Source organism: Bacillus sp. FSL E2-8900 (genome assembly GCF_037966225.1).
GTDB classification, from domain to species: domain Bacteria; phylum Bacillota; class Bacilli; order Bacillales; family Bacillaceae_G; genus Bacillus_A; species Bacillus_A cereus.
This window is the reverse complement of the sequence record NZ_CP150193.1, coordinates 1,702,458-1,726,504: the sequence shown is the minus strand read 5'-3', so window position 1 is coordinate 1,726,504 and position 24,047 is coordinate 1,702,458. Positions and strand designations below refer to the sequence as shown.

Sequence of the window (24,047 nt, the reverse complement as noted above, 5' to 3'; positions counted from 1 at the left end):
AAATCAAAATTGGAATGCATTACTTACATACACTCATATATTACTTAAGTATGTTTGCATTACTACATAAAGAAAAGCTTATAAAGTCTATGAGGAGATGAGGAAACTATGTTAAAAGGGAAAGTAGCGTTAGTTACAGGAGCAAGCCGAGGAATTGGACGAGCGATCGCTAAACGTTTAGCAAATGACGGTGCATTGGTTGCTGTTCATTACGGTAGTCGAAAAGATGACGCTGAAGAAACTGTTCATGAAATTCGATCAGATGGTGGCCAAGCTTTTTCTATCGGCGCAAATCTAGAATCCTTACACGGTGTAGAAAACCTTTATAACGCTTTAGATACTGAATTACAAAAGCGCACTGGTGAAACACAATTTGATATTTTAATAAACAATGCTGGCATTGGTCCTGGTGCTTTTATTGAAGAAACGACTGAACAGTTTTTTGATAGAATGGTTTCAGTAAATGCAAAAGCTCCATTCTTTATCATTCAACTAGCACTACCACGTTTACGTGACAATAGCCGAATTATTAATATTTCATCCGCTGCCACCCGCATTTCTTTACCTGATTTTGTTGCATATAGTATGACGAAAGGCGCTATTAATACAATGACTTTTACGCTAGCAAAACAGCTTGGAGCACGAGGAATAACGGTGAATGCAATACTTCCAGGATTTATTAAAACAGATATGAATGCAGAACTCTTGAGCGACCCAATGATGAAGCAGTACGCTACTACTATTTCCGCTTTCAATCGCTTAGGTGAAGTAGAGGACATTGCCGATACTGCTGCATTTCTTGCTTCTCCAGACAGCCGCTGGGTTACTGGACAATTAATTGATGTGAGCGGAGGATCTTGTTTATAAAAAACATATATTTTCAAATCTTTTTTATTGCGCAATAAAACAATTTATATAATACTATATAAAACATATACATTTAGGAGGATTACAGCAATGTCCGAAAAAACATACGAACTCGCAACCTTCGCAGGCGGTTGCTTTTGGTGCATGGTAAAACCATTTGATGAACTTCCTGGTATTCATAAAGTACTTTCTGGCTATGCAGGAGGTCATGTAGAAAATCCAACATATGAACAAGTAAAAGCTGGAACATCTGGACATTTAGAAGTTGTTCAAATTACATTCGATCCTTCTATTTTTCCTTATCAGAAATTACTAGACTTATATTGGCCACAAATCGATCCAACTGACGATGGCGGACAATTTTTTGACCGTGGTCCATCTTATCGTACCGCTATTTTTTACCATAACGAAACACAAAAAGGGCTTGCTGAAAAATCAAAACAAGCTCTTGCAGAAAGCGGTATGTTTAAAGATCCAATCGTGACTGAAATTCGTCCTGCTGCACCTTTTTACGAAGCAGAGGAATACCACCAACATTTCTATAAAAAGAATCCAGAGAAATATGCTACTGAGCAAAAAGAATCTGGGCGTGAAGACTTTATAAAAGAAAATTGGCAAAAAAAATAATAAAAACGCATCGTGCTTTTTTAGTACGTTGCGTTTTTATTTTTGATAAAAGTACCATACAATTAACAGAACAATTGCTGTTAGTGACCAAAGTATTATCTCGTTTTTCACTCTATTCTTTTTCTTAGTCATTTCATTCCCTCCTAATAACTATTAAACATATTCAATTTTTTCTTTGTTTAATTGTCCATCTTATATACGTGAATACATCCTTACAAATTCTAATAGCAAGACCACCAATAATTCCGATTGCAATGGAAATTACTAGCATCTGTCCAAAACTAAAAGAATTTGTGTACATTATGTAGAGAACGATACATATAAGTAAAACATCCGGTAAAGAAAGTAAAAACCTTTTAAGCATTCCTTTATCTCCTCTATACTTTTTAATTTATATCTTCTACTGTAATTTTGAAATAAAATTTGTTCAAAAATTCCATTTATACCCTCATTTTATGAAAAATAATAAGAATCCCTTTTCAAAAGAGATTCTTATTCAGCAGATTTAAGTTTAATTATTTTCTACATATCCTATTCCATAATTACTCCTAAAATAGAATAATATTACTAATGATTTATTGTAAATTGACTATTTGCCAGGTAACCGAATGTCGCGCCAGCTAACTACATCGCATTGGCCAAATTCATTATTACCTACCGCGATCACCGTGCCGTCTGATTTTAGTCCGACTGTATGTGCACAACCAGCCGCTATCGCTACAATATCTCTCCAATCACTTACGTTACATTGACCATACTCATTCCAACCCACTGCCACCACGGTACCGTTTGATTTAAGTCCGATTGTATGATTCGTACCAGCCGCTATTGCTACAATATCTCGCCAGCCACTTACATCACACTGGTTATGTTTATCATTCCCCACTGCTGTCACCGTACCGTCTCGTTTAAGACCAACAGTATGAAGATACCCAGCCTTGACCGCTACAATACCTCGCCAGCTACTTACATTGCATTGACCATATCGATTATTCCCCACAGTCGTCAATGTGCCGTCCAATTTAAGACCGACTGTATGCCAGTCACCCGCTGTGACTGCCACAATACCTTGCCAACTGCTTACATTGCATTCTCCTTCTTTATTTCGGCCCACCGCTACTACCGTGCCATCCGATTTCAGGCCAATAGTACGACGCCACCCTGCCGCAACCGCTACAATATTATGCCAATCGTTTACATCACATTGTTCATGCTTATTCCAACCCACTGCTACCGCAGTACTGTCACATGTAAGACCGATTGTATGAGCATTACCCGTGTTCGTTGCCATATGAACATTGCCCACTGCGACTGCTTCAATATCTCGCCAGCCACTTACATTACATTCCCCTTCTTTATTCCGGCCCACCGCTACTACCGTGCCATCCGATTTCAGGCCAACTGTATGACAACGCCCCGCCGCTATCATATCTTTGGGCCATCGCTTCACTTTTTCTTTCGATAAAAGGTAATCCATGTTTTACCTCCTTGCATATAAGCAACTGTATCATAATAGATATTTTTATCAAATTTCATTATAAATCTACATTTACAAAGAAAGCTTATTGTACTTCTTCAAAAAATAAAAACCTCCAGTTTAAATACTAGAGGTTTTCTCGTTATTTCTTCAAGCGTTCAATAAAATCGTTCAATTTATCTAGCGATTTCATATTCTGATTGCAAGCTACACCATCTTTGCAAATGTAGTTTCCCTTTTTAACGAAAGTTCCTGGTACATCGCCTTTAATTTCAACTAAAAACATTCCTACTTCTTCATGTCCATGACATAACGAACAAATGCTTTTTTTATTTAAACTTTGGAACGTTCCTTGCAGACCAACAAATTTATTTTTATCATTTTTCGCTATAATAAATTTCCTGCTTGACCCCTTATCAATCCAGCTTAAATAAGATATTTCTTTCATATCCATTTCTTCCATATCAGGAAGTTTTAACTTTTTCGCTTTAGGAAATAATTTTTTTAATGTTTGTGCTGTAACTTCTTGAAACGGAATTACATACGGATTTATTTTCATTAAAAATGATTCTGCATCTTCTCTATTTTGAACTGTTAATACCGTATCAATTAACTCTTTCTGTTCATCCGTTAAATTCTCAAATACATGTATTATCTTTTCAATCGCAAGCGATTTTAACGCTTGAATTACACCTCTATCATTTGCCGTTGCATGCCCGTTTGCTAAAATATAAGCTTGTGATTTTATAAAATTATATTGATCACTTCTAATAAACGCTTCCATCTTTATCACTCCATACAAATTGTTGATCTAGTTTTATTGTATACAATGATTACGTTTTTTGATATGTAAAAGATAACTTAGAAACAAACATTACATATATCACTTATTCTCTACCGCTGCATTTCCTGACAAAAGAAGCCATCATCTGTTTTCCATTCCGCATATAATACGTCTTCAAATTTAGTAATTCCTTTTTGCTTTATTTGTTTATAAAGCCATCCTTCATCAAATCCCGCTTCCCTCAAATTATCCTTAACTACTTTTCCATCACTAATTAATGAAATTGGTAAGTATACGGGCTTATGTTTTAAACTTAAATCATTTATAGTAGGAGATTCGTATTTACTTTTTTTCAGAACGCTTATGTTTCCGTTCGGTTCCAATATCATATATTCAACTTCTCGGATTGAAAATATATCTTTTTGTTGCCTAAGCATTTGTTGTAATTGGTTTATATCCAAATGATTTACGCTTAATTGTTCACGATCAATCTTTCCATTACGAATAATAATTGAAGGATATCCTTCAAAAAACCTTCTTGTTCCTCTTACTTTTTGTGTTATCACTTCTATAGTATAAATTAAAATTACCCAAACAAATACTGAATATAAAATAGACCATACTTTAATTTTAGGATCATATATTGAATTTCCAACGAGCTCACCTAGGACGATTGCAGAAATAAAATCAAATGGCGTTAGCTGAGATATTTGTGTTTTCCCTAATATTTTTGTAGCAATTAATAGAACAAAAAAACCAACTAAAAGCTCTATCGTTATTTGTCCAATATGATTCATATATGTTCACCTTTCTACTTTTCAAGTGCTCTGTATACCATTTAATAAAAAAACGGCACATTTTTTCTATTATCATGCCCGTTCACACCTCATATATCCAATACACATAAAACAAAAAGAGTCTGATTCAAAGTAATATATGAATCAGACTCTTTTCCTCTTATTTAGAATACACAATCTTTTTAATCGTTTCCCCAGAAAGAAAATATTCTTCTGCAAGTTGATGAATAGCAATCCCACTTTTAAAAGCTTCTTTAATTGCTTTATTTCTTTCATCTAGTTGTTTTCTTCCGCCAGATCGTGTACCCCATTTATAATGTTTCGTTTCTTGTTTCGGAATGTAAATTGTTTCACCTTGTATATACTTTTGAATTTCAGTAATTAAACTCTCCGGTAAAACAGCATTAGCTTTTACGTATTTCATTTCTGCTCGCCCCTTATTTTTTATGGTTCATTTCAATAAGGTGCAAAGCCAAATATAAAAAATGATACGAGCTCATATAGGCGATTGTATATTACTTGTCTACCTCACGCAAAGTATCGCCATTTCCATACTTGGCTTTGCATGAGACGTTGCAGTGTCTGGCAATTGAATTATAATCGCCATATAAACACCTCCTAATATACCTTTTGTATTTTATTATATGATAAATTCCTTCTCCTTGCATCCACACCCTTCTTAAAGCACGAAATTACTTAGTTTGATATAATACTTTTTAATTGAATCAAAAATCATTGTGAGGTTACATTATGAAGAAAAAAATTATCATTACAATCGTTACACTATTCTTTATTATCACGGCATTATTCGGAACATACAAATTGATGAACGCAAGAAGCTTTCAATTATTTGGATATTTAACACAACGTGTAGAAACAAATGAAAAAGTGATCGCTTTAACTTTTGATGATGGCCCTACTAACAATGTAAAACAAATATTACCGCTACTAGATAAATACAACGCTAAAGCTACTTTCTTTTTAATTGGAAATGAATTAGAGAAAAATCTATCGTTAGGTGAAGCTATCGCGCAATCTGGGCACCAACTTGGAAACCATACATATTCTCATAATAGAATGGTTTTCAAAACACCTTCTTTTATTAAAGGTGAAATAGAAAAAACGAATTCATTAATCCGCCAAACAGGATTTACAGGCGAAATTGATTTTAGGCCCCCTAACGGTAAGAAGTTAATAGGGCTGCCATATTATTTAAATAAAAACAATATCGGAACAATCACATGGGATCTTGAGCCCGATACTTTTTATAAATCTGCGGCTGATAAAATTAAATACGTTAATAAAAATGTAAAACCAGGTTCTATCATTTTACTGCACTCTATGTATGATGAGTCTAATGAAAATTTACAAACGATTGAAGGTATTTTAGATTCTTTATCTAAGAAGGGCTATCAGTTCGTAACAGTAAATGAATTGCAAAAAAGAGCAAAATAAAAAGGTAGCGTATCTTTGTATGATACGCTACCTTTCTTTTTATATAATGCCAAGTACATTTAAGAATACGATAATAATCGCAATTGGTGCGATATAACGAAGTAAGAATAACCATAATACGAATAGTTTATAACCTTTATTTTTACTTACACCTAGCTCTTTCATTAATACATCTTTCTTCATTTTTAAAGGAACAAAGATAGAAACTAATAATACACCAAGTGGCATTAATACGTTACTTACTGCATAGTCCGCTAAATCAAAGACTGTCTTCCCGAAAATCTTCAGATCACTTAATATACCGAATGATAATGCTGATGGTACCCCAACAACGAAGATTAATAACCCTACGATTAAGGCCATTTTTTCACGTTTCCCTTTACCTTTTGATGTTAACGATGCAACACTAATTTCTAACATCGAAATTGCTGATGTAATCGTAGCGAAGAAGAATAGTAATAAGAAAACAATGAAGAATAATTTTCCGAACGCCATTTTACTGAAAATAGCTGGCAACACGATAAATAATAGTCCCGGCCCTTGAGATGGTTCCATTCCAAATGCGAACACAACTGGGAAAATTGCAAGTCCTGCAAGTAATGTAATAACAAGAGTTAAGGCTACGATAGAAAATGCTGAACGTGGTAAGCTTTCTTCTTTCGGTAAGTATGAGCTATACGTTACCATAACGGCTACCCCAACAGATAATGAGAAGAACGATTGCCCCATTGCGTATAATATAACTTCTGATGTTACATGTGAGAAATCAGGTTGTAAGAAGAAACGAACGCCTTCTCCAGCACCATCTAACGTAAGTGCACGAACGATTAATACAAAGAATAAAACGAATAGTGCTGGCATGAAATATTTATTTACTTTTTCAACACCATTTTGTACACCTTTACTTACGATGAAAATAGTAATAAGGATGAATAATAGCTGTGATCCAACTGCTAAATATGGATTGGAAATGATTTCACCAAACGTAGCTTCGTATGCTCCATTTCCTTCCCATAGTCTACCTGTAATTGCATTCCATAAATATAATAAAATCCAGCCTCCTACAACACTGTAGAAAGAAAGTAATATGAAACATGTTACAATTCCTAATTTACCTAACCAAGGCCATAACGTTTTAGGAGCAATCTCTCTATATGCATCGACAGCCTCTTTTTGTGTACTTCTTCCAATAACAAATTCAGCTAATAATAGCGGTAAACCAATTAATAATGTGAAACCGATGAAAATTAGGAAGAACGCTCCGCCTCCTCCAATGCCGGCCATATATGGGAATTTCCAAATCGCCCCAAGACCAATTGCCGAACCTGCTGCAGCTAATACGAAACCTAATTTCGATGTCCATTGCTGTGAATTCATTTGTTAATCTCCTCTCTATCTCTTTTTCTTTGTTACAATTCGGTATTTATATTGTTCTATCAATACTCTTTTCTAATACGTTCACTTCCTCCCTAATAATAAAAAAACGCCCCTACGTAAATACGTAGGGACGACAAAATTATCGCGGTACCACCCTAGTTGTGAAGAACACTAAGAAACCACCTAAATAAAAACGCCCCTACGCAAAAACGTAGGGACGATAAAATATCGCGGTACCACCCTAGTTATGAAGCCACACCAAAGTTAGGACCTAAATAAAAAACGTCCCTACGTAAATACGTAGGGACGATAAATATCGCGGTACCACCCTAGTTGTGAAAAAATCTTCACCACTTTATTTGATAACGGTATAAACTACCGTCTTTCATTTCCTCAAAATATGAGATTTATGAAAGATGCTCCAGGACGAACTTCATGAATAATCTATATACTGATTCACACCAACCATCAGCTCTCTGAAATAGGGAGATATTCACTACTATACCCTTTCATTGCCCAAATATTATTTTCCGAATTGATTACTATCATTTTTATCACACATTAAAAATAGTGTCAACTTATATTTCGAATTTTTATGTATTACAATCTATTTGAAAATTCGAAATATAAGTTTTAGTTTAGAAAACAAGTAGCTTAGTACATAACGAATTCTAACAGGCAATAGAAAAAGAATTACGTATTATTGATACTTATTCAATAATACAAATCATCTAGAAACATAACCTGTCTCTCTGTATTCATTTTTTAAGAGTTTGATGGATACCAAGAAAATTTCGCATCACTATCCAGTGGTCTATTTTTCGTTTCTTCTTTAATTACACGAAACCATTCATTTAGAATTTGAGTTTTGGGCAATTGAGCAGCAAGGCTATCTTCCCAAATTATATGTGAGAACCAGGCTTTCGTTTCCCATTCAAACTGCAATTGTGCGAACGAAATTATAGGGTGATCAGCTCCACGAAATTGCTCATTTACTGCATTTGAAACTTCTGGAGCTTGCGGTAACAACTCGTTCTGAATTCTATTTCTTATCGTCTCATTTTCTAGCTGATCCCAGAAATACAATTGCCCATTTATTTGATAAAAAATATCAAATGAAGCCTCACCTTTCTTCAAATTCAATAACACGAAGGCACGTTCCACATCATTGTCAGCCGCTTTTACAGCATTAACAATTATATTTTGTGCCATTGATACCCAGTAACTAGTCGCTTCCTCTACCGGTGATTCAACATACAATTCTTCACTTAATTCATGAAGAGTAGCTTCTTGCTCATTTACTTTTTCAACTTTTTTAAAAAACCTATTAAAAAACCCCATAACTTCCCCCTTATTACTATTTTCTATTTCACAAAATAAAAAATAGATTTTTCTTGCTCATCCACATTTACTCCTGGCGCGTATGTATGAACTTGTTGCAACACTTCTTCTATTAGCAACTCTAACTCCTGCACACTTTTTTCTGGATTCCCTATTAATGTGTCCGCCATACGTTCATATAATTTTTCAGGTTTAATAGTCATTCGTTCCACATTATTAGGCATCCATTTAAACGCTGGATGATGTACGTACATTTTATTCAAACCAAATAAAACACCGAATATGTTCCTTTGTACTTCGCAAATAACGTCATAAAGCATAAGCCAATCTTTCCGTTTTAAAAGCGCCTTTCGATTGTGCCAACGATTACTTAACCATAGATTTTCTGAAATCATCCGTTTTGCTAGTTCATCTGGATATGCCGCTACTTTTTCTTTTAATTCATTCACTTTCCCTTCTCCATACAAACTAACACCATCATGAATGGATGATACAATACATTGTTTTTCATAACTTATATCATATTGATCCACCACATCCGAAATCACTTTCTCTACTGTCTCTGTTAAAAAGTTACTAATCTCTAATTTAATTCCCTCTTTCGTTAAATACGTTTCCGACCATTCTTCTTCCTCATACGGATGATACGATAATATTTTCCCATCAATATGATAAATAGGGGCCCTACGATCCTCATCTTCCGGCGGTGTTGACCATAAAATATGTAATTCTATATCTGAATGTTCATCTTCAAGCCTTCTAGCTACTGAACCCGCTAAAATAATAGCTTCTACTTTCGGATTTTTCCTATAAATCTCTGACATCTCTATCGCTTTCTCTTTTAATCCCATTTCATTTCCCCCTAAAATTGCAGTAATCCCCTATATTTCATTTATCTATTTCGATATTACAGCTTGCATTACCTTTTCAAATTCCTACTTAATCATATTTCTATCCAATAGCGCTGAATAACTTCACCAGTACGAGAAGAAACTACTTCATTTTCTAACACACCTCCAACCTTTTGAATCGTTTTAGCAGAACCGATATTGGATTTATCGCAAGTTATTAATACTTTCTGCAATCCTAATTTTTGCGCTTCAGCTAATGCAAGTTGTAGTTGTTTCGTAGCGTAACCGTGGCGACGTTTATTCGGATGGACACTATATCCAATATGACCACTTTCCCGTAATAATTCTGGATTTAATCTATGTCTAATATTCACAAAACCTATAAGTTCCCCTTTTTCAAAACTTAAAAACTGACTAGATGACACTCGATTAGCTAGTAAGTTTTCTCCTAGTTCTTGTTTACTCACTTTTTCAAACCATTCATCAAGAGAATCAAAGTTTTGTAAAGAACTACTTCCATGTGGTTGTTCCCCTGAGTGTAAAAACGCTCGTCTATACGCCGTAATATGCTCACTATATTCATGGATTGGTTTTAATAGTTTCATTGTTCTTCTCCCCCTCTTCATTCCATAAAACAAACACCTTAATAGCAGCTATTCACTATTAAGGTGTTTCTATCCTTTTTATTCAAATAACCCCATGCTCAAATAACGTTCACCTGTATCAGGCGCAATACATAAAACTTTTTTACCAACGCCTAGGCGTTTCGCTATCATGATTGCAGCGTAAACAGATGCTCCAGAAGATGGCCCAACTAATAATCCTTCTTGTCTAGCTAAGTTTCTCATTGTCGTTAAAGCCTCTTCATCTGCAATTTGAATAATTTCGTTATACACTTCTGTATTTAAGTTTTTCGGAATAAATCCTGGGCTTGTTCCTACTAGTTTATGAGGACCTGGTACACCACCGGATAAAACGGGAGATCCTTTCGGTTCCACTACTGCAATATATAAGTTTGGCAATTTCTCTTTTAACGTTTCACCAGTCCCTGTAATCGTTCCGCCTGTTCCTGCCGTTGCAACAAAAGCATCAAGCTCTCCATCCATTTGTTCGTAAATTTCAAGTGCAGTCGTATAACGGTGAATATTCGGATTAGCTGGATTTTCAAATTGTTGCGGGATAAAACTATTCGGTATTTGTTTTTGCAGTTCTAACGCCTTCGCAATTGCTCCTGGCATTCTTTGTTCTGCTGGTGTTAAAACTACTTCTGCTCCGTATGCTTTCAATAAATTAATACGCTCTTTTGACATATTATCTGGCATAATTAAAATCGCTTTATACCCTTTAGCTGCTGCATTCATCGCTAAACCAATCCCTGTATTCCCGCTTGTCGGTTCAATAATTGTATCTCCTGGTTTGATGAGACCATTCTCTTCTGCAACGTGAAGTAAATTATAAGCAGCACGATCTTTCACACTGCGCGATGGATTAAACATTTCTAGTTTCACATACACATCTGCTGCGTCTTCCGGAATAAATTTAGATAATCGGACGACAGGTGTATCTCCTATTAATTCCGTAACGTTTTCACACAATTTCATAGCGCATCCCCTATTCTATCGTTTTCTTATCACTTGGCAGTAACCATGAAGTGAGTCCAATTAATGGTAGACAACTACATAATAGCATAATAAATTGCAGGCTATATACATCTGCTAATTTCCCAAGAACTACAGCACCTAATGCTCCAAGTCCAAATGCAAGACCTACGATTAATCCTGACACCATTCCCACTTTTCCAGGCACAAGCTCTTGTGCATATACAACAATTACACTAAAACTACTTGAACTAATAAAACCGATACATAAAAATAACGGTACGACCCACACAAGTGAGACATGTGGTAATAACAGTGCAAGTGGCGCTGAACCTAACATTGAAAATACGATGATATTTTTCTTACCAAATCGATCTGCTAACGGTCCTCCGAAGAAAGTGCCTAACACACCAGCAATCATAAATGCGAATACGAAATACTGGGCATTTTTTATAGATAAACCGTAATGCTCTATTAAGTAAAATTGATAGAAATTCCCGATACCAGCACCGTACCAAGAGCGTACAAAAGTAAGAAAAACAAGAAGTATAATAACGAATTTAATGTGTGTACTTACAATTGCATTTTCCGCCTCAAGTGCAGCCCTCTTCTTCCTTCTTACAGCACCGGTTGCTAATTCATTTTTGTACCAATTCGATACGAAAATTAATAATGCAATTCCTACTGCTGCAAATGCTGTAAAACCCAATGAACCAATTTGACCGAGTGGAACGAAAATTAGCGCTGTAAAAATAGGAGCTAAAGAATTCCCCGTGTTTCCCCCAACTTGATAAATCGCTTGCGCTAACCCTCGTTTTGCACCTGCCGCCATATACGCAACACGAGCGCCTTCTGGATGAAAGACTGCGGAACCTAAACCAATAAATAAAACAGAAATAATAACAATAATAAAGTTTGGTGCAAACGCGAGTCCAATCATTCCAAGCATACTTGAAAACATGCCGAGTGGTAATAAAAATGGTGACGGCTTCTTATCTGAATACATACCAAACACCGGTTGCATAATCGATGACGTCATATTTAACGCAAACGCAATCCACCCTACTTGCATATAGGATAAATTCATCGTTTTTTCCAAAATAGGAAACAACGCCGGCACAACTGCTTGCATCGAATCATTTAAAAAATGTCCAAAGCTAATCGCAAATAATATTCGATATATTGTCGGTGTTTCTACTGTGTTTTTTTGCGAAACTGCCTGCATATGTGAATCGCTCCTTTCTGTACAAAAAATATATTTATTACAGTAGGTGTAATAAATTCTGACTTTTGAAACATTTCTATTCTATACTGCTTTCATTTCTTTTTCCAGAAATATAACTTAACTCCCATCATTGACTTGCATCCTTGTAACTTTCAGCAGTAAAACATTATAGAAAAAGGCAACCCAATCACAAACTGGGTTGCCTCTTACATTAAATTGCAAAACGCTTATACTTCTCGTAATCGCTCGTCTTACATTCCACTTCTAGTTTCGTACCTTCATTTTCATAACTCGTTGATAAAACGTGCGCATGATTATTGAAATACGAAACTACCTGTCCTTGATCATACGGAATTAACATTTCACATTTCGTATATTCTTTATAAATATGGGAACGAATCATTTCTACAAGCTCTTCCATTCCAACATGTTTCTTCGCAGATAAATACACGCGGTCTTCTTGTACTTTCGGAATTTCAACATCCACCATATCTGATTTGTTATAAGCATAGATCGTTGGAATATTTTCTACTCCAATTTTCTTTAACGTTTCATTTGTAATATCAATTAATTGTTCATAATTTGGATTTGCGTAATCTACGACGTGAATAAGTAAATCTGCTTCCGCTACTTCTTCTAACGTTGAACGGAACGCCTTCACAAGATGATGTGGTAATTTACTTACAAATCCAACTGTATCTGTTAATAAAAATGATTTATTATCTGGCAAATCAATATTTCGTACAGATGTTTCTAACGTCGCAAATAACATATCTTTTTCAAATACTTGCTTTTCTTCTGTACCATTATAAATTTCAAGCATTGCATTCATCGTCGTTGACTTTCCTGCATTCGTATAACCTACTAATGCTACAACAGGTATTTCATTTTTCTTACGTTGCTTTCGCTGTGTTTGACGCTGAGCAACGAGCGCTTCTAAATCTTTATTTAAAACTGAAATTTGTTCTTCAATTTTACGACGATCTAACTCTAACTTTTTCTCACCGACACCTTTATTTTTCGTACCAACGCCGCCGCTCTGTCTTCCTAACGATTCACGAAGACCGATTAAACGAGGCATCATGTACTGAAGATGTGCTACTTCTACTTGTAGCTGTGCTTCTTTCGTTTTCGCACGTTGCGCAAAAATATCTAAAATTAAAATGGTACGATCAATTACCTTACAATCTAAATCCTCTTCTAAATTTCGAATTTGTGAAGGAGATAATTCATCATTAAAGATGACCATATTCGCATCTATTTCGCGTACATACGCTGCAACTTCTTCAATCTTTCCTTTTCCGATATAATGCGACGGATTTACTCGTTGTAAATTTTGCGTTACTTGCCCAATTACCTCTACATCGCAGGCTTCCGCAAGATTTGTTAACTCTTCCATCGAATACGCAAAATCATCTTCATTACCTACATTTACTCCAACTAAAACTGCTCTTTGTAATACTTCTTCCATATATTTATTCCTCCATTTCGATTACGTAAAATAAAAAACACAGGTCGCTGCCTGTGTTTTCGTAAACGGATAAGGGTTCACCAAAGAAATAGAAGAAAGCTATGCTTTCATCCTATTTTATAGTCAAAAAGTCCCAAGATCGTATACGTATCCACAATAAGCGTTCACCTATACAATCCCATTCTATTTATAAAGGCAAAACAAAAAGAGGGCGTATTCGTCCCTCCCTCTTTTTCACATATAAGCTTAATAAAGGGTTCCTTTAAAATAGGCAGACCAATCCCGTTCACTCTGTACACAGACAGAGCCTTTGAGCGCTATTCAATTATTGGCACAAAGTATTGAGACGTAATCTGATTAAGATCAAAGGAAGCCCCTCCGTTCATTTTAAGTTACATAAAGTGTAGCATAAGTAATTCGCTTTCACAAGGTTTAACAACCTATATCACACGAAAGAAAATCGTTATATTTTTACTTTAATCGTCATTTTTTGCGAGTTTTTCTCACAATAAAAATAACAAAAACAATCATCAATAACAAACCAATGGAAATAATAGCAACTTGCCGCCAATTTAAACCGCTCACCATCTCACCTTTTAAATCCACTTTCTTCGTCGGAACAGACTCTTTTGCAATTTGACTTAAAGCCGCTTTGTCCGCCCCTGCCTCATCCAATCTCTTCGTTCCACTACAACTATTTGTGTGTAATTGTTTTTCTGATCCTCTTTGAGTAGAAAATACTAAGTACCCTCCTCCTTCTACAAAGCGAAACATACAATCACCACCCTTTGTATATACGATAATTTGCGAAGAAGTTGTCCCTTTCCAAATTTTCTTCACTTCAAATAACACTTCAGTTCCAACCTCTTCTTTCCTTCCAACCTCAATTACTTTTCCCTCAAACACTACATCGTTTTTTTGAAATGCAGCTTCTGTTGATACTTTAATACAATCACAAGCATAAGATTTCTCAGGAAAAATAATAAGAATAAAGCTACAAATGATGACGACAGGAAACATGTGTAAAATCCTTTTCAAGGAGCTTAACTCCCTTCATTATCAATTTTAGAAACTTCTCGTATATTATTTTTACAGCACTCGCCAAATTCCTTCATAGTAAGTTAAGTATTATCGTTTTAATACAACAAAAATCTTTATTGACATTTTTATAACCTAATATTAGTATCAGGTTATAAAAAATAAAAGTTAGGAGATGTTCCTATGCATTCTAAATCTCGTATTACTGCAATCGGTACTTATGTTCCAGATCAAATATTGTCTAATAACGATTTAGAAAAGATGGTCCATACGAATGATGAATGGATTGTACAAAGAACAGGAATGAAGGAAAGAAGAATCGCTAGTGACGAAGAATACTCCTCAAACTTAGCCATTAAAGCAATTAAAAATTTATGTACAACATATAAGAAAAACTTAGAAGATGTCGACTGTATCATTGTCGCTACTACTACTGCTGATTACATTTTCCCTAGTGTTGCTTGCCAAATACAACAATACTTCAACATACCTCATACACTAGCTTTTGATTTAAATGCAACTTGTGCTGGTTTTACATATGGACTACACGTCGGTAATAGCTTAATCACTTCTGGATCACATGAAAAAGTACTTGTCGTAGCGACAGAGACATTATCTAAAGTTACTGATTATACCGATAGAACGACCTGTATTTTATTCGGTGATGGTGCTGGAGCTATTTTATTAGAAAGAGATGAAAACACCCCAAGCTTTATCGCTGCTCACATGGGAACAAACGGTGATGGCGGCATTCATCTATATAGAACAAACTTATCTACTACTATGAATGGCACACCACTGCAAACAAATGAAAAAATCGTTCAAAATGGAAGAGAAGTATATAAATGGGCAACACGCACAGTACCAAAAGGCATAAAAAATTTATTACATACCGTAAATATGCAAGTAGATGATATAGACTGGTTCATACCCCACAGCGCTAACTTACGAATGATCGAATCTATTTGCGAAAAATCTCAAATTCCAATACAAAAAACATTAACGAGCGTGGAATATATGGGGAATACCTCTTCAGTCACCATTCCACTCGCTTTAAATTTAGCTATAAAAGAAGGGAACTTAAATAACGGAGACACACTTTTACTATACGGATTTGGTGGCGGACTTACGCATTTAGGGCTTATTGTAGAGTGGAATTTAATTTAAGTGTATAAAAAGAGGTTCTAGTCAGTAACTAGAACCTCTTTTTCATTTAATTTCTTGCCCCTTTTCGAGACCATATCACAACAGGAATAAGTAATAACGCTAACACGCCTCCAGCCAATGACAATGCCGCATAACTTGAATTCGCTACTACCATACCTGACATTGCTCCACCAGAAGCTCCAGCTAGCGCAATAAAAACATCTATTTTCCCTTGTGTTTTAGCACGTGTAGACGGTGTTGTGGAATCAACGATTTGTGCTGTACCACTTATCAATCCGAGGTTCCATCCTAGCCCAAGTAAAGACAGAGCAACGATTAATAATAATAAAGAATCACTTGGCGCTATCGCAGCTATGACACCCGCTGCAAGTAAAATCACTCCACCAGCTATGCTCATTGTAGTTCGGCCAATTTTATCAATTAACATTCCTGTAACGAGAGATGGAAGATACATTGCACCTACATGAAAACCTATCACAAGTCCTACTGCACTTAAACCATGACCGTGGTGTCCCATATGAACTGGCGTCATCGTCATAATCGCAACCATCACGATTTGCGTAAGTATCATTACGATTGCTCCAACTGTAATACCTCGTTTATTTTCTTTCGCTTCTTCTGTTATTGGTTGTCCTTTATATGTATGTTCCTGTTTATATCTTTCTATTATGTTAGCAATAATCAAAGGATCTGGACGAAGCATAACAAAAAGAACTAGACCCGCCAGTATAAATGCTGCTGCCGATAGTATGAACGGACCTGCAAGTTTAGGAACTCCAATTGAATGAGCAAAACTTCCCATTACCCCTACTAAATTTGGTCCTGCAACTGCACCGAAAGTCGTCATTACCATCGTAATACTAACAGCCGTTGCTCTCTGCTTCTTATCTGCTAAATCTGTACCTGCATAACGAGCTTGTAGATTTGTGGCTGTACCAGCACCATATATAAGTAAAGAAATAAGTAAAAGAATAATACTATTTGTTAAAGCTGACATTACAACACCAATTGCTCCAAATCCACCTACTATAAACCCTGTTGCAAGACCTATCCGGCGTCCATATCGTTGCGAAAGCTTCCCTACTATGAAAGCTGCTAATGCCGATCCTAATGTAAACATAGCAGTTGGTAATCCTGCAAACGCATCTGTTCCAAGCATTTGCTGCGCAAGAAGTGCTCCCACTGTAATACCAGCAGCTAGTCCTGCACCGCCAAACATTTGTGAAATGCTGACGATTATTAACGTTCGTTTGTATAGTTTTTGTTGCTCTTCTTCTGTGTACACATGATTATCTATTAAAGCCCCTGCCTTATCTAGCAATTCCCCATCCTCCTTTTAAAATTAATCCCTCTTGTTAATGTACTATGTATAACGTTACATATTCAATGGCATTTTCCATTCCTTCCTTTCATTCTAAAAAACTTTCTAATCATACTCGACTTATCCCATGCTATATTAAAAATACTACTATTCACAATAGGCAAGGAGGAAACAATGAAAAAAACAGTAGAATTATGTGAAGCTTGCAAACATGATCCAGTATATAAAATAGAAGAATCCGATCAAGCAAATCAACCTTATAAATTATGTAACCAATGTCATGAGCGTCTTATTTCGTTATCTTTACATCCTAAAGAATGGTACCACCTTGTAATGATTCACTCACCTTATAAATATTATTTGCATGATAGTTTTTATGAAGAAGATGGTAAAGCGAAGCAACCAAAATTAGAGATGAATGAGCACAAACTTACACCCGTGCCCACTTTAGAAGAAGTTCGCTCTAGTTTAGAGGAATTACTTGATTACACCATGACTAGATGGTTTCTTCAAGAAGCAGAAATTGAAGCTCTTAATAGGTACGATCAAAACGAAGTATTAGATGCTGTTATAAATCGCTTTTCAAACACAATGAATGGTGTAATTAAAACTAGATTACTTGAGATTGTTATATGTGTACTAGGAGAATTCGCCTCAGATTGGATAAGAAAACTGTGGAAAGAATTTGATGAAGATTTACTTGCACCTCTTTCTCACGCTGCAGCTTATTGTTTACCATTTGAAGAAGCCTTTCCTTTAGTAATAGAAAGGCTAAAAACAGTATTAAAAAGTGAGCTTCCGACCACTTCCTTCATTTGTCTGCATTCTTTTCAATCCTCAGAAACATTAGATTGGATAGAGGAACATGCAGTATCATTTCATAACGATTGGGCGCGATTAGCTGCAGTATCACAACTAACTTGGAGACGAATTAAGTCTTGGCTAACAAAAGGACACCCTTTAAGTTTAATCGCACTGGATGCAATGGTTAGCTGTATATCTTCAAATGAAGATGTACTACATGAAATGGCTCCAAAAATTTTATTAGCAGATCCGTCAGAAATAAAGCCAACTTTAATAGCTTACAAAGAAAGAGATAATGTTCCAACCGTCAAAACAAGTGTTAAAACTATTTTAGAAAATAAAACAGAAATATTTCAATACATGAATCCTTTACAAATATCTATCAAAAAGAAACCACAAAACTTTTTAGTTATGGATGGCACAGTACAAATCCATGAAAACAGACTGGATGAGTACGTAAACTTCATTAATACAAACAACTTTACGGGTGTTTACATTAATGATCTTAGGTATAGTTTGCACCATATTAATTTTCTCGAACGCTGTCCACAAATTGAAAGCTTACACATTAGTAGTACATATATTACTGATTATTCAGCCCTATATAAATTAAAAAACTTAAAATCTTTATCACTAGAAGAACCACAAGTTCCACTAAACTTAACAGAGCTAGAAAGCTTTACAAATTTAGAGGAACTTCACATACAGTGTAATAAAAACATTAAGGGCTCCGAATCTTGTCCTAACTTAAAAGAACTATACATTTGGAAATACAAACCGAAACAAAAGAACCTTGAAGAATTAATTTCTTTGCAAAAAATCGAAAAACTAAGCATTACACAAGGGAATATTAGTTCATTAAAAGGATGTAGATCATTCCCTAAATTAAAGCATTTAGAACTCAATTATTTAAGACATTTAGAGCATATTGATGAAATTGAAAACAATGCTTCAACTTTAAAACACATCGAATTCGACCATTGCAGTAAGCTTAAAAACCACGAATATTTGCGCTATTTAACGGAATTAGAAACTCTCATCTTATCAAGTTGTGGTAACATACGAAATCTACAATTCATTAAAGAACTACAAAAATTAAAACATTTAAGCTTCGTGGATTCTACGATTGTAGACGGAAATTTAGAATCTTGCGTCGGAATTGATTTTGTTGGTTTTAATAATAAAAGGCATTATAGTCATAAATTTAAAGAATTAAATCCAGATTTTTCATACTAACGTAAGGAAAACAGGCTAATAGCAGCCTGTTTTCCTTTACGCTTCTTCTACTATCCTTCCCTTTCTCTTTTTACTCAAAGCTTTCCCTTCCCAAAACAACAAACTTACGAAAGCACAAATTAAAATAATTGGCACACTTGCTTTATATAAATCTGTAAAACTCATAGCCATCTGATTCTTGGCATAATGATTCACATCATTTGAAAATGTGAGTACCTCTTTCTTTATACTTTCCCCTTGTTTTTCAACTTCTTTTGTCACTTTCCTCATAACTTCTTCTCTTTTTACATCTCTATATTCTACTGGAACTTTTCTTAATATTTCATCCGTCTTGTCGCGAATCAATTCTTCCTTTTTCTCTTTACTTAATCCCATTGTCATTGCATTTTGTTTCTTATTTATATTCGACTCTAAACTTTGATTCTCTATTTTCTCTTTAGTCATTTGTAAAATTTCAGTTTGCTCAGTACTATTCACATGAATAGTACGCACCTTTTCTTCTGCATAACGATATACTTTTTCTTTATTTACAGTTAAATTGTGAGTTAAGTTAGAGACAAATATTGCGACTGCCAATACAATTCCAACTTGTCGTAACATTGATACAACACTTTGAGAAGCAGTTAACAATTCTCCTTCAAACGAAGACGCACTTAAAACTGTAATTGGCCCCACTACTAAACCATATCCAACACCTAATATCATACATGGAATAATAATTTCTATATTTGTTGAATGAACATCAATCATTTGCAACCAATAGTAGGAAAGCCCCATAATTTGGTTTCACCAATTCACAGGACCATTTTCTTATTTACTCTTTCACACCTACATCTTGCAAAACTTCAATATCCTCTTTCATTTCATAATAATAAGAAGGCAATTCTATACCATGTTCTAAGAAATAATCCTCAATGAATGAAATAATAATTTTTAACGTTTTCACACGAGCATACAATTTATCGTTACTTTCAATAATATGCCACTTCGCATTTGGCTTACTTGTTTTTTCAAACATGTCTTCCATCGCTTCAACATATTCATCCCATTTTTCACGATTACGCCAATCTTCGTCTGTAATTTTCCATCTTTTAAAAGGATTTTTCTCTCTATCTTTAAATCTCTTTAACTGTTCCTCTTTACTTATATGGTAGAAGAACTTCCCCATTATGTAATGGTCATCTGTTAGTAGTTTTTCAAAATCATTAATCTCATCATATGCTCTCATCCACTCTTCCTTTGTAGCAAAACCTTCAACACGCTCAACTAACACACGACCGTACCATGAGCGATCAAAAATAGTAATTTGCCCGTACTGTGGAATTTTGCGCCAGAAACGTTGCAAATAATGGTAACGTTTTTCATGAGGTGCAGGCGCTCCAATTGGATCTACTTGGAACCCACGTGGGTCAAGATGTTCCGTCACCCGCTTAATTGCCCCACCTTTACCAGCCGCATCCCATCCTTCCATAACAAGCATAACCGCGATTTTTTCTTCTTTCAAAATTTGCTGTAATGCTAATAAGCGCCTTTGATATTTTTCTAATTTCTTATTGTACTTAGATTTTGATTCAATTTTTTTCGTTAAGTCTACTTTAGCAAGATGTCCATTTTCCATAAAACAAATCCCCCTTGTTGTATGACAATGATATTTTAACATATTTTTGGCAATTTTTTCATATCCTAAAAAGCTGTGTAGAAACATCTCTACACAGCTTCCCTCTCTAATTTCACATATACAAGCACATTTAACTACATTAAAATAAATAATTTATACGGAACTCTTAGTATATTCTTTTTATTAAAACATAAAAATAGCCCTTTTAAAAAGGGCAGCAATCTAAGTATAGAAAAAACAAATTTATTCTTTCTTACTACATACGTAATTATGCCAGCTATAAGAGTAGTGAATAATATATTAATTCACTACTCACAATAACCACTTTACATTATATGGTATATTTACTCGTAAAAAGAAGATAATAACAAGTAAATCCATTAAAGAATGGGAGCTCTTAAAAAATGAAACGAAAAATATTAACTCTCTTTACGCTTGTATGTTTAGCACTACCAATGCAAGCTAGTGCTTACACATTTCAGTCACTACCGATTGCGTCAAAGTCTAAACAATGGTATGTCGAAATTGATAAATCTCATAACTCAAACAAGCAAGCAATCCAGCCGAAACAAGGTGTATTTGATACGTATAGTTTACTCGTAAAAAACATCGGTCATGATGTATCAAACGTATCTGTGGAAATACTTGATAACAATCCTACCTCTAAGGCTACCTTTAAACCTACTACACCTAATGAAAATATTTCTAAAAGTCATACAAGCTTTGACTACATGGTATTCCCATTAGACTTTAATAGTCATAATTTTAAAGTTGTAATCACTTGGGAAGAAAAGAATTTCTCTTATAACGGCCATCCGGTAAATGAAGGTAAAAAAATGAAACAAACATTTGTATTTAATGAAGACTAAGTCCTAATTTCTTTAGGGCTTAGTCTTCTTTTTTGAAACCTGCTTGTATCGCTTCCGTCACTTCTTTTGTGATTTCTAATTTTGTTGCTTCCATACTAATTTTTTTGTGCCAAATGTGTATGGAAGGCTTTTCATTACAAAGATGTTTTATTAATACTAGTTGATTATATGCTAAGTTATTTTCTATATAGGTCTAGCCCTATTTTCCCATATAATCAATTAAATCGACGAATACTCGGTACAGACAATGCTATTCCAATTGTTAAAATTACTAAACTAGCTAGTGTTATAATAGTTATCTCGCCACCTATGACAGTAGCTAACCAGCCTACAACTACGTATCCTAATGGCAATAAAGCAAAAGAACCCAACATATCAAGGCTTGCCACTCTTCCGAATGCTTCTTCTGGTACAAGCTCCTGTAAACTCGTTTCCCAAATGAGTCCAAATATCATCATGCCAAATCCTTCAATTGCCATTAAGAATATTAAAGCGGGTGCCCAAGAAATGAATGGCATAATTAATAAAGCAATGCCACTCATTAAAACACCTCCATAAGCCAGTAATCCTCTCTTATGCCACAGCTCTTTCCCACCAAATATTAATGCGGCAATTACAGCCCCACCACCAGAAAAGGCCATGCCAAGTCCATACACGTAAGCTTCAAAATGATGATGAACATTAAATAACCATGGAATTAATACGACGATAATGCCGGCATAACAAATATTTATAAAAGAAAAAACTAAAATTGTAATCCACAGCCACGGATGACTTTTTAAAACTAAAACACCTTCCATAAACTCTTGTTTGTAATTAAGCTTACTCTTTTCAATGGGTTTTACTTTTTTAAACTTAATTTCTTTTAAAAATAATAAACATAAAAATGATAATAAGTACGTTGCTGCATCTAGTCCGAAACCTATCCCTGCAGATGCAACCGATACGATTAACCCACCAAGTGCTGGCCCAATTAATCGTATACCTTGATTACTCATTTGAGTGAGTGCGTTAGCTGCATTACGAATTTCAGGGACGAATACTTTCGCCCTTACAGCAGAATATGCTGGTTGGAATATCCCTTCCATAAGTCCGTATATGGCAACGAGAATATATAAAATCGTAATTGTTAATAAATCCATAAATATAAGCGATGCAAGTAATAGCATTAATATACAGCGGATTATATCCGTAAATAACATTAACCTAACCCGATCAATTCGGTCTACAATTAAACCCGCAAACGGTAAAGCAAGAATATTAGGTAGCATGTACATTGCCATCGTCATCCCCATTACAACTGTTGAACCAGTTAATGAATACACAACAACTGGAAGTATGACCATAGTTATCGAACTACCTAAGGCCGAGAGTAATTGTCCAATCCATAAAAACTTAAAGTGCGTTGATACTTTAACTGGTAATAATAATTTTCCAATATAACCTAAACTTTTCTCCTTTTGTATTTCTCCTTGCATGTCTCTCCCCTCTTTTCGAATGACTATAGAATTTATAATATATAACTGAAAATTTATAACATTCCATTTCTAATTATATAAGAAACAATTATGTTATGGTAAAATTATCAAAAAAATATAAAGGAGAATACATCATTATGCCTCCAAATTCACATAACATCGAACATCAGATCTATACAATGTGTATGATCCAACGTAACAATGAAATTTTACTCATAAAACGCCCCAGCCATCGAGGTTTCCCTGGCTACATCGCTCCTGGCGGCAAAGTAGATTTCCCCGAAAGTATCGTTCAAGCCGCTATAAGAGAAGTAAAAGAAGAAACTGGATTACTTGTTTCCAATTTAACTTTTAAAGGATTAGATGAATATGTCAATCCGAAAGGTAATGTTCGATATATGGTATTTAACTATTGGACAGACTCATTTGAAGGTGAACTTCTTTTGAATCCTCCTGAGGGTGAATTATTATGGATACCAATCAATACAGCACTAAAGCTACCTATGCAAACTTGGTTTAAAGAAAGATTCCCATTATTTTTTGAAACAGGCACTTTTGAAATTCAACGTGTTTGGGATAATGAGCTAAATAAACAAATTTCTATGACAATTACCCATACATAAAAAAGCTTGGAAACCCATCCAAG

General features: G+C 34.9%; 23 protein-coding genes, 1 pseudogene and 1 other annotated feature. Of the genes and pseudogenes, 7 read left to right on the top strand and 17 right to left on the bottom strand.

The window, feature by feature from the left end:
• Positions 1–108: 108 nt before the first annotated feature.
• Together NST90_RS08980 and msrA are read left to right on the top strand one after the other, a co-directional pair.
• Positions 109–867: an SDR family oxidoreductase gene (locus tag NST90_RS08980; RefSeq protein WP_000911822.1), complete on the top strand. Its 759-nt coding sequence runs from the start codon at positions 109–111 to the stop codon at positions 865–867.
• Positions 868–957: 90 nt separating this feature from the next.
• Positions 958–1,494 carry a peptide-methionine (S)-S-oxide reductase MsrA gene (gene msrA / locus NST90_RS08975; protein WP_001291883.1) on the top strand — a complete coding sequence of 179 codons (537 nt, stop codon included), beginning with the start codon at positions 958–960 and terminating at the stop codon, positions 1,492–1,494.
• 163 nt (positions 1,495–1,657) lie between these two features.
• On the opposite strand, the gene NST90_RS08970 is transcribed toward msrA, so the two are convergent.
• From NST90_RS08970 to NST90_RS08950, 5 genes are all read right to left on the bottom strand, one after another.
• On the bottom strand, positions 1,658–1,858 hold the full coding sequence (locus NST90_RS08970; protein ID WP_000919314.1) for a hypothetical protein: 201 nt from the start codon (positions 1,856–1,858) through the stop codon (positions 1,658–1,660).
• A gap of 225 nt (positions 1,859–2,083) precedes the next feature.
• Positions 2,084–2,971, bottom strand: coding sequence for a chromosome condensation regulator (locus NST90_RS08965; RefSeq protein ID WP_000385092.1), 888 nt, complete (start codon positions 2,969–2,971; stop codon positions 2,084–2,086).
• A gap of 142 nt (positions 2,972–3,113) precedes the next feature.
• A complete protein-coding gene (locus NST90_RS08960; protein ID WP_000387074.1) occupies positions 3,114–3,755 on the bottom strand; it encodes an elongation factor G-binding protein in 642 nt (213 codons plus the stop codon).
• 110 nt (positions 3,756–3,865) lie between these two features.
• Positions 3,866–4,552, bottom strand: coding sequence for a DUF421 domain-containing protein (locus NST90_RS08955; protein ID WP_001015543.1), 687 nt, complete (start codon positions 4,550–4,552; stop codon positions 3,866–3,868).
• Between the two features lie 160 nt (positions 4,553–4,712).
• Positions 4,713–4,976 (bottom strand): CD3324 family protein, encoded by a 264-nt coding sequence (locus NST90_RS08950; protein WP_000878325.1) that lies wholly within the window; start codon positions 4,974–4,976, stop codon positions 4,713–4,715.
• Between the two features lie 326 nt (positions 4,977–5,302).
• Between NST90_RS08950 and NST90_RS08945 the strand changes: the two genes are divergently transcribed.
• Positions 5,303–6,007, top strand: coding sequence for a polysaccharide deacetylase family protein (locus tag NST90_RS08945; protein ID WP_000726866.1), 705 nt, complete (start codon positions 5,303–5,305; stop codon positions 6,005–6,007).
• A 39-nt stretch (positions 6,008–6,046) separates the two neighbouring features.
• On the opposite strand, the gene NST90_RS08940 is transcribed toward NST90_RS08945, so the two are convergent.
• The 8 genes from NST90_RS08940 to NST90_RS08905 form a co-directional block, all read right to left on the bottom strand.
• Positions 6,047–7,384, bottom strand: coding sequence for a sodium-dependent transporter (locus tag NST90_RS08940; RefSeq protein ID WP_001088187.1), 1,338 nt, complete (start codon positions 7,382–7,384; stop codon positions 6,047–6,049).
• Positions 7,385–7,683: 299 nt separating this feature from the next.
• Positions 7,684–7,906, bottom strand: a binding site (T-box leader).
• Positions 7,907–8,149: 243 nt separating this feature from the next.
• Positions 8,150–8,725, bottom strand: coding sequence for a hypothetical protein (locus NST90_RS08935; RefSeq protein WP_000505545.1), 576 nt, complete (start codon positions 8,723–8,725; stop codon positions 8,150–8,152).
• Between the two features lie 23 nt (positions 8,726–8,748).
• Positions 8,749–9,576, bottom strand: a complete 828-nt coding sequence (locus NST90_RS08930) for a DUF4037 domain-containing protein (protein WP_000523181.1) — start codon at positions 9,574–9,576, stop codon at positions 8,749–8,751.
• 92 nt (positions 9,577–9,668) lie between these two features.
• A complete protein-coding gene (locus NST90_RS08925) occupies positions 9,669–10,181 on the bottom strand; it encodes a GNAT family N-acetyltransferase (protein WP_000771277.1) in 513 nt (170 codons plus the stop codon).
• Positions 10,182–10,259: 78 nt separating this feature from the next.
• Complete coding sequence (gene cysK / locus NST90_RS08920; RefSeq protein WP_000762273.1) at positions 10,260–11,177, bottom strand: cysteine synthase A; 918 nt, start codon at positions 11,175–11,177, stop codon at positions 10,260–10,262.
• A 10-nt stretch (positions 11,178–11,187) separates the two neighbouring features.
• Entirely contained in the window at positions 11,188–12,399 is a 1,212-nt protein-coding gene (locus NST90_RS08915) for an MFS transporter (protein ID WP_001149413.1), read from the bottom strand.
• Between the two features lie 211 nt (positions 12,400–12,610).
• The gene (hflX, locus tag NST90_RS08910) at positions 12,611–13,870 is read right to left on the bottom strand and encodes a GTPase HflX (RefSeq protein WP_000393291.1); all 1,260 of its coding nucleotides are present in this window, start codon (positions 13,868–13,870) and stop codon (positions 12,611–12,613) included.
• Positions 13,871–14,353: 483 nt separating this feature from the next.
• Positions 14,354–14,908, bottom strand: coding sequence for a cobalamin biosynthesis protein CbiN (locus NST90_RS08905; RefSeq protein ID WP_042866697.1), 555 nt, complete (start codon positions 14,906–14,908; stop codon positions 14,354–14,356).
• Positions 14,909–15,091: 183 nt separating this feature from the next.
• Here NST90_RS08905 and NST90_RS08900 point away from each other — a divergent pair, with 183 nt between their 5' ends.
• Entirely contained in the window at positions 15,092–16,075 is a 984-nt protein-coding gene (locus tag NST90_RS08900; RefSeq protein ID WP_000555753.1) for a ketoacyl-ACP synthase III, read from the top strand.
• Between the two features lie 46 nt (positions 16,076–16,121).
• Here NST90_RS08900 and NST90_RS08895 read toward each other — a convergent pair whose 3' ends face one another.
• Positions 16,122–17,396, bottom strand: a complete 1,275-nt coding sequence (locus NST90_RS08895; RefSeq protein ID WP_000884521.1) for an MFS transporter — start codon at positions 17,394–17,396, stop codon at positions 16,122–16,124.
• A 174-nt stretch (positions 17,397–17,570) separates the two neighbouring features.
• Between NST90_RS08895 and NST90_RS08890 the strand changes: the two genes are divergently transcribed.
• Positions 17,571–19,436 (top strand): hypothetical protein, encoded by a 1,866-nt coding sequence (locus NST90_RS08890; protein ID WP_046392608.1) that lies wholly within the window; start codon positions 17,571–17,573, stop codon positions 19,434–19,436.
• 36 nt (positions 19,437–19,472) lie between these two features.
• On the opposite strand, the pseudogene NST90_RS08885 reads toward NST90_RS08890, so the two are convergent.
• A pseudogene (locus NST90_RS08885) lies at positions 19,473–20,216 on the bottom strand (MFS transporter); the annotation flags it as partial.
• A gap of 34 nt (positions 20,217–20,250) precedes the next feature.
• Positions 20,251–21,054, bottom strand: coding sequence for a UDP-galactose-lipid carrier transferase (locus tag NST90_RS08880; RefSeq protein ID WP_046392607.1), 804 nt, complete (start codon positions 21,052–21,054; stop codon positions 20,251–20,253).
• Positions 21,055–21,458: 404 nt separating this feature from the next.
• On the opposite strand from NST90_RS08880, the gene NST90_RS08875 reads away from it, so the two are divergent.
• Positions 21,459–21,923 (top strand): hypothetical protein, encoded by a 465-nt coding sequence (locus NST90_RS08875; RefSeq protein ID WP_000823346.1) that lies wholly within the window; start codon positions 21,459–21,461, stop codon positions 21,921–21,923.
• A gap of 215 nt (positions 21,924–22,138) precedes the next feature.
• On the opposite strand, the gene NST90_RS08870 is transcribed toward NST90_RS08875, so the two are convergent.
• Positions 22,139–23,401, bottom strand: a complete 1,263-nt coding sequence (locus NST90_RS08870) for an MFS transporter (protein ID WP_001161164.1) — start codon at positions 23,399–23,401, stop codon at positions 22,139–22,141.
• Between the two features lie 137 nt (positions 23,402–23,538).
• Between NST90_RS08870 and NST90_RS08865 the strand changes: the two genes are divergently transcribed.
• The gene (locus NST90_RS08865) at positions 23,539–24,024 is read left to right on the top strand and encodes an 8-oxo-dGTP diphosphatase (RefSeq protein ID WP_001134945.1); all 486 of its coding nucleotides are present in this window, start codon (positions 23,539–23,541) and stop codon (positions 24,022–24,024) included.
• The last annotated feature ends 23 nt before the right edge of the window (positions 24,025–24,047 follow it).

Bases quoted from the DNA above. Each gene is read 5' to 3' on its own strand.
- NST90_RS08900 (WP_000555753.1), top strand. From the start codon at position 15,092: ATGCATTCTAAATCTCGTATTACTGCAATCGGTACTTATGTTCCAGAT.
- hflX (WP_000393291.1), bottom strand. From the start codon at position 13,870: ATGGAAGAAGTATTACAAAGAGCAGTTTTAGTTGGAGTAAATGTAGGT.
- NST90_RS08870 (WP_001161164.1), bottom strand. From the start codon at position 23,401: ATGCAAGGAGAAATACAAAAGGAGAAAAGTTTAGGTTATATTGGAAAA.
- msrA (WP_001291883.1), top strand. From the start codon at position 958: ATGTCCGAAAAAACATACGAACTCGCAACCTTCGCAGGCGGTTGCTTT.
- NST90_RS08950 (WP_000878325.1), bottom strand. From the start codon at position 4,976: ATGAAATACGTAAAAGCTAATGCTGTTTTACCGGAGAGTTTAATTACT.
- NST90_RS08915 (WP_001149413.1), bottom strand. From the start codon at position 12,399: ATGCAGGCAGTTTCGCAAAAAAACACAGTAGAAACACCGACAATATAT.
- NST90_RS08965 (WP_000385092.1), bottom strand. From the start codon at position 2,971: ATGGATTACCTTTTATCGAAAGAAAAAGTGAAGCGATGGCCCAAAGAT.
- NST90_RS08865 (WP_001134945.1), top strand. From the start codon at position 23,539: ATGCCTCCAAATTCACATAACATCGAACATCAGATCTATACAATGTGT.
- NST90_RS08955 (WP_001015543.1), bottom strand. From the start codon at position 4,552: ATGAATCATATTGGACAAATAACGATAGAGCTTTTAGTTGGTTTTTTT.
- NST90_RS08940 (WP_001088187.1), bottom strand. From the start codon at position 7,384: ATGAATTCACAGCAATGGACATCGAAATTAGGTTTCGTATTAGCTGCA.
- NST90_RS08935 (WP_000505545.1), bottom strand. From the start codon at position 8,725: ATGGGGTTTTTTAATAGGTTTTTTAAAAAAGTTGAAAAAGTAAATGAG.
- NST90_RS08980 (WP_000911822.1), top strand. From the start codon at position 109: ATGTTAAAAGGGAAAGTAGCGTTAGTTACAGGAGCAAGCCGAGGAATT.
- NST90_RS08875 (WP_000823346.1), top strand. From the start codon at position 21,459: ATGAAACGAAAAATATTAACTCTCTTTACGCTTGTATGTTTAGCACTA.
- NST90_RS08880 (WP_046392607.1), bottom strand. From the start codon at position 21,054: ATGGAAAATGGACATCTTGCTAAAGTAGACTTAACGAAAAAAATTGAA.
- NST90_RS08925 (WP_000771277.1), bottom strand. From the start codon at position 10,181: ATGAAACTATTAAAACCAATCCATGAATATAGTGAGCATATTACGGCG.
- NST90_RS08945 (WP_000726866.1), top strand. From the start codon at position 5,303: ATGAAGAAAAAAATTATCATTACAATCGTTACACTATTCTTTATTATC.
- NST90_RS08890 (WP_046392608.1), top strand. From the start codon at position 17,571: ATGAAAAAAACAGTAGAATTATGTGAAGCTTGCAAACATGATCCAGTA.
- cysK (WP_000762273.1), bottom strand. From the start codon at position 11,177: ATGAAATTGTGTGAAAACGTTACGGAATTAATAGGAGATACACCTGTC.
- NST90_RS08930 (WP_000523181.1), bottom strand. From the start codon at position 9,576: ATGGGATTAAAAGAGAAAGCGATAGAGATGTCAGAGATTTATAGGAAA.
- NST90_RS08970 (WP_000919314.1), bottom strand. From the start codon at position 1,858: ATGCTTAAAAGGTTTTTACTTTCTTTACCGGATGTTTTACTTATATGT.
- NST90_RS08960 (WP_000387074.1), bottom strand. From the start codon at position 3,755: ATGGAAGCGTTTATTAGAAGTGATCAATATAATTTTATAAAATCACAA.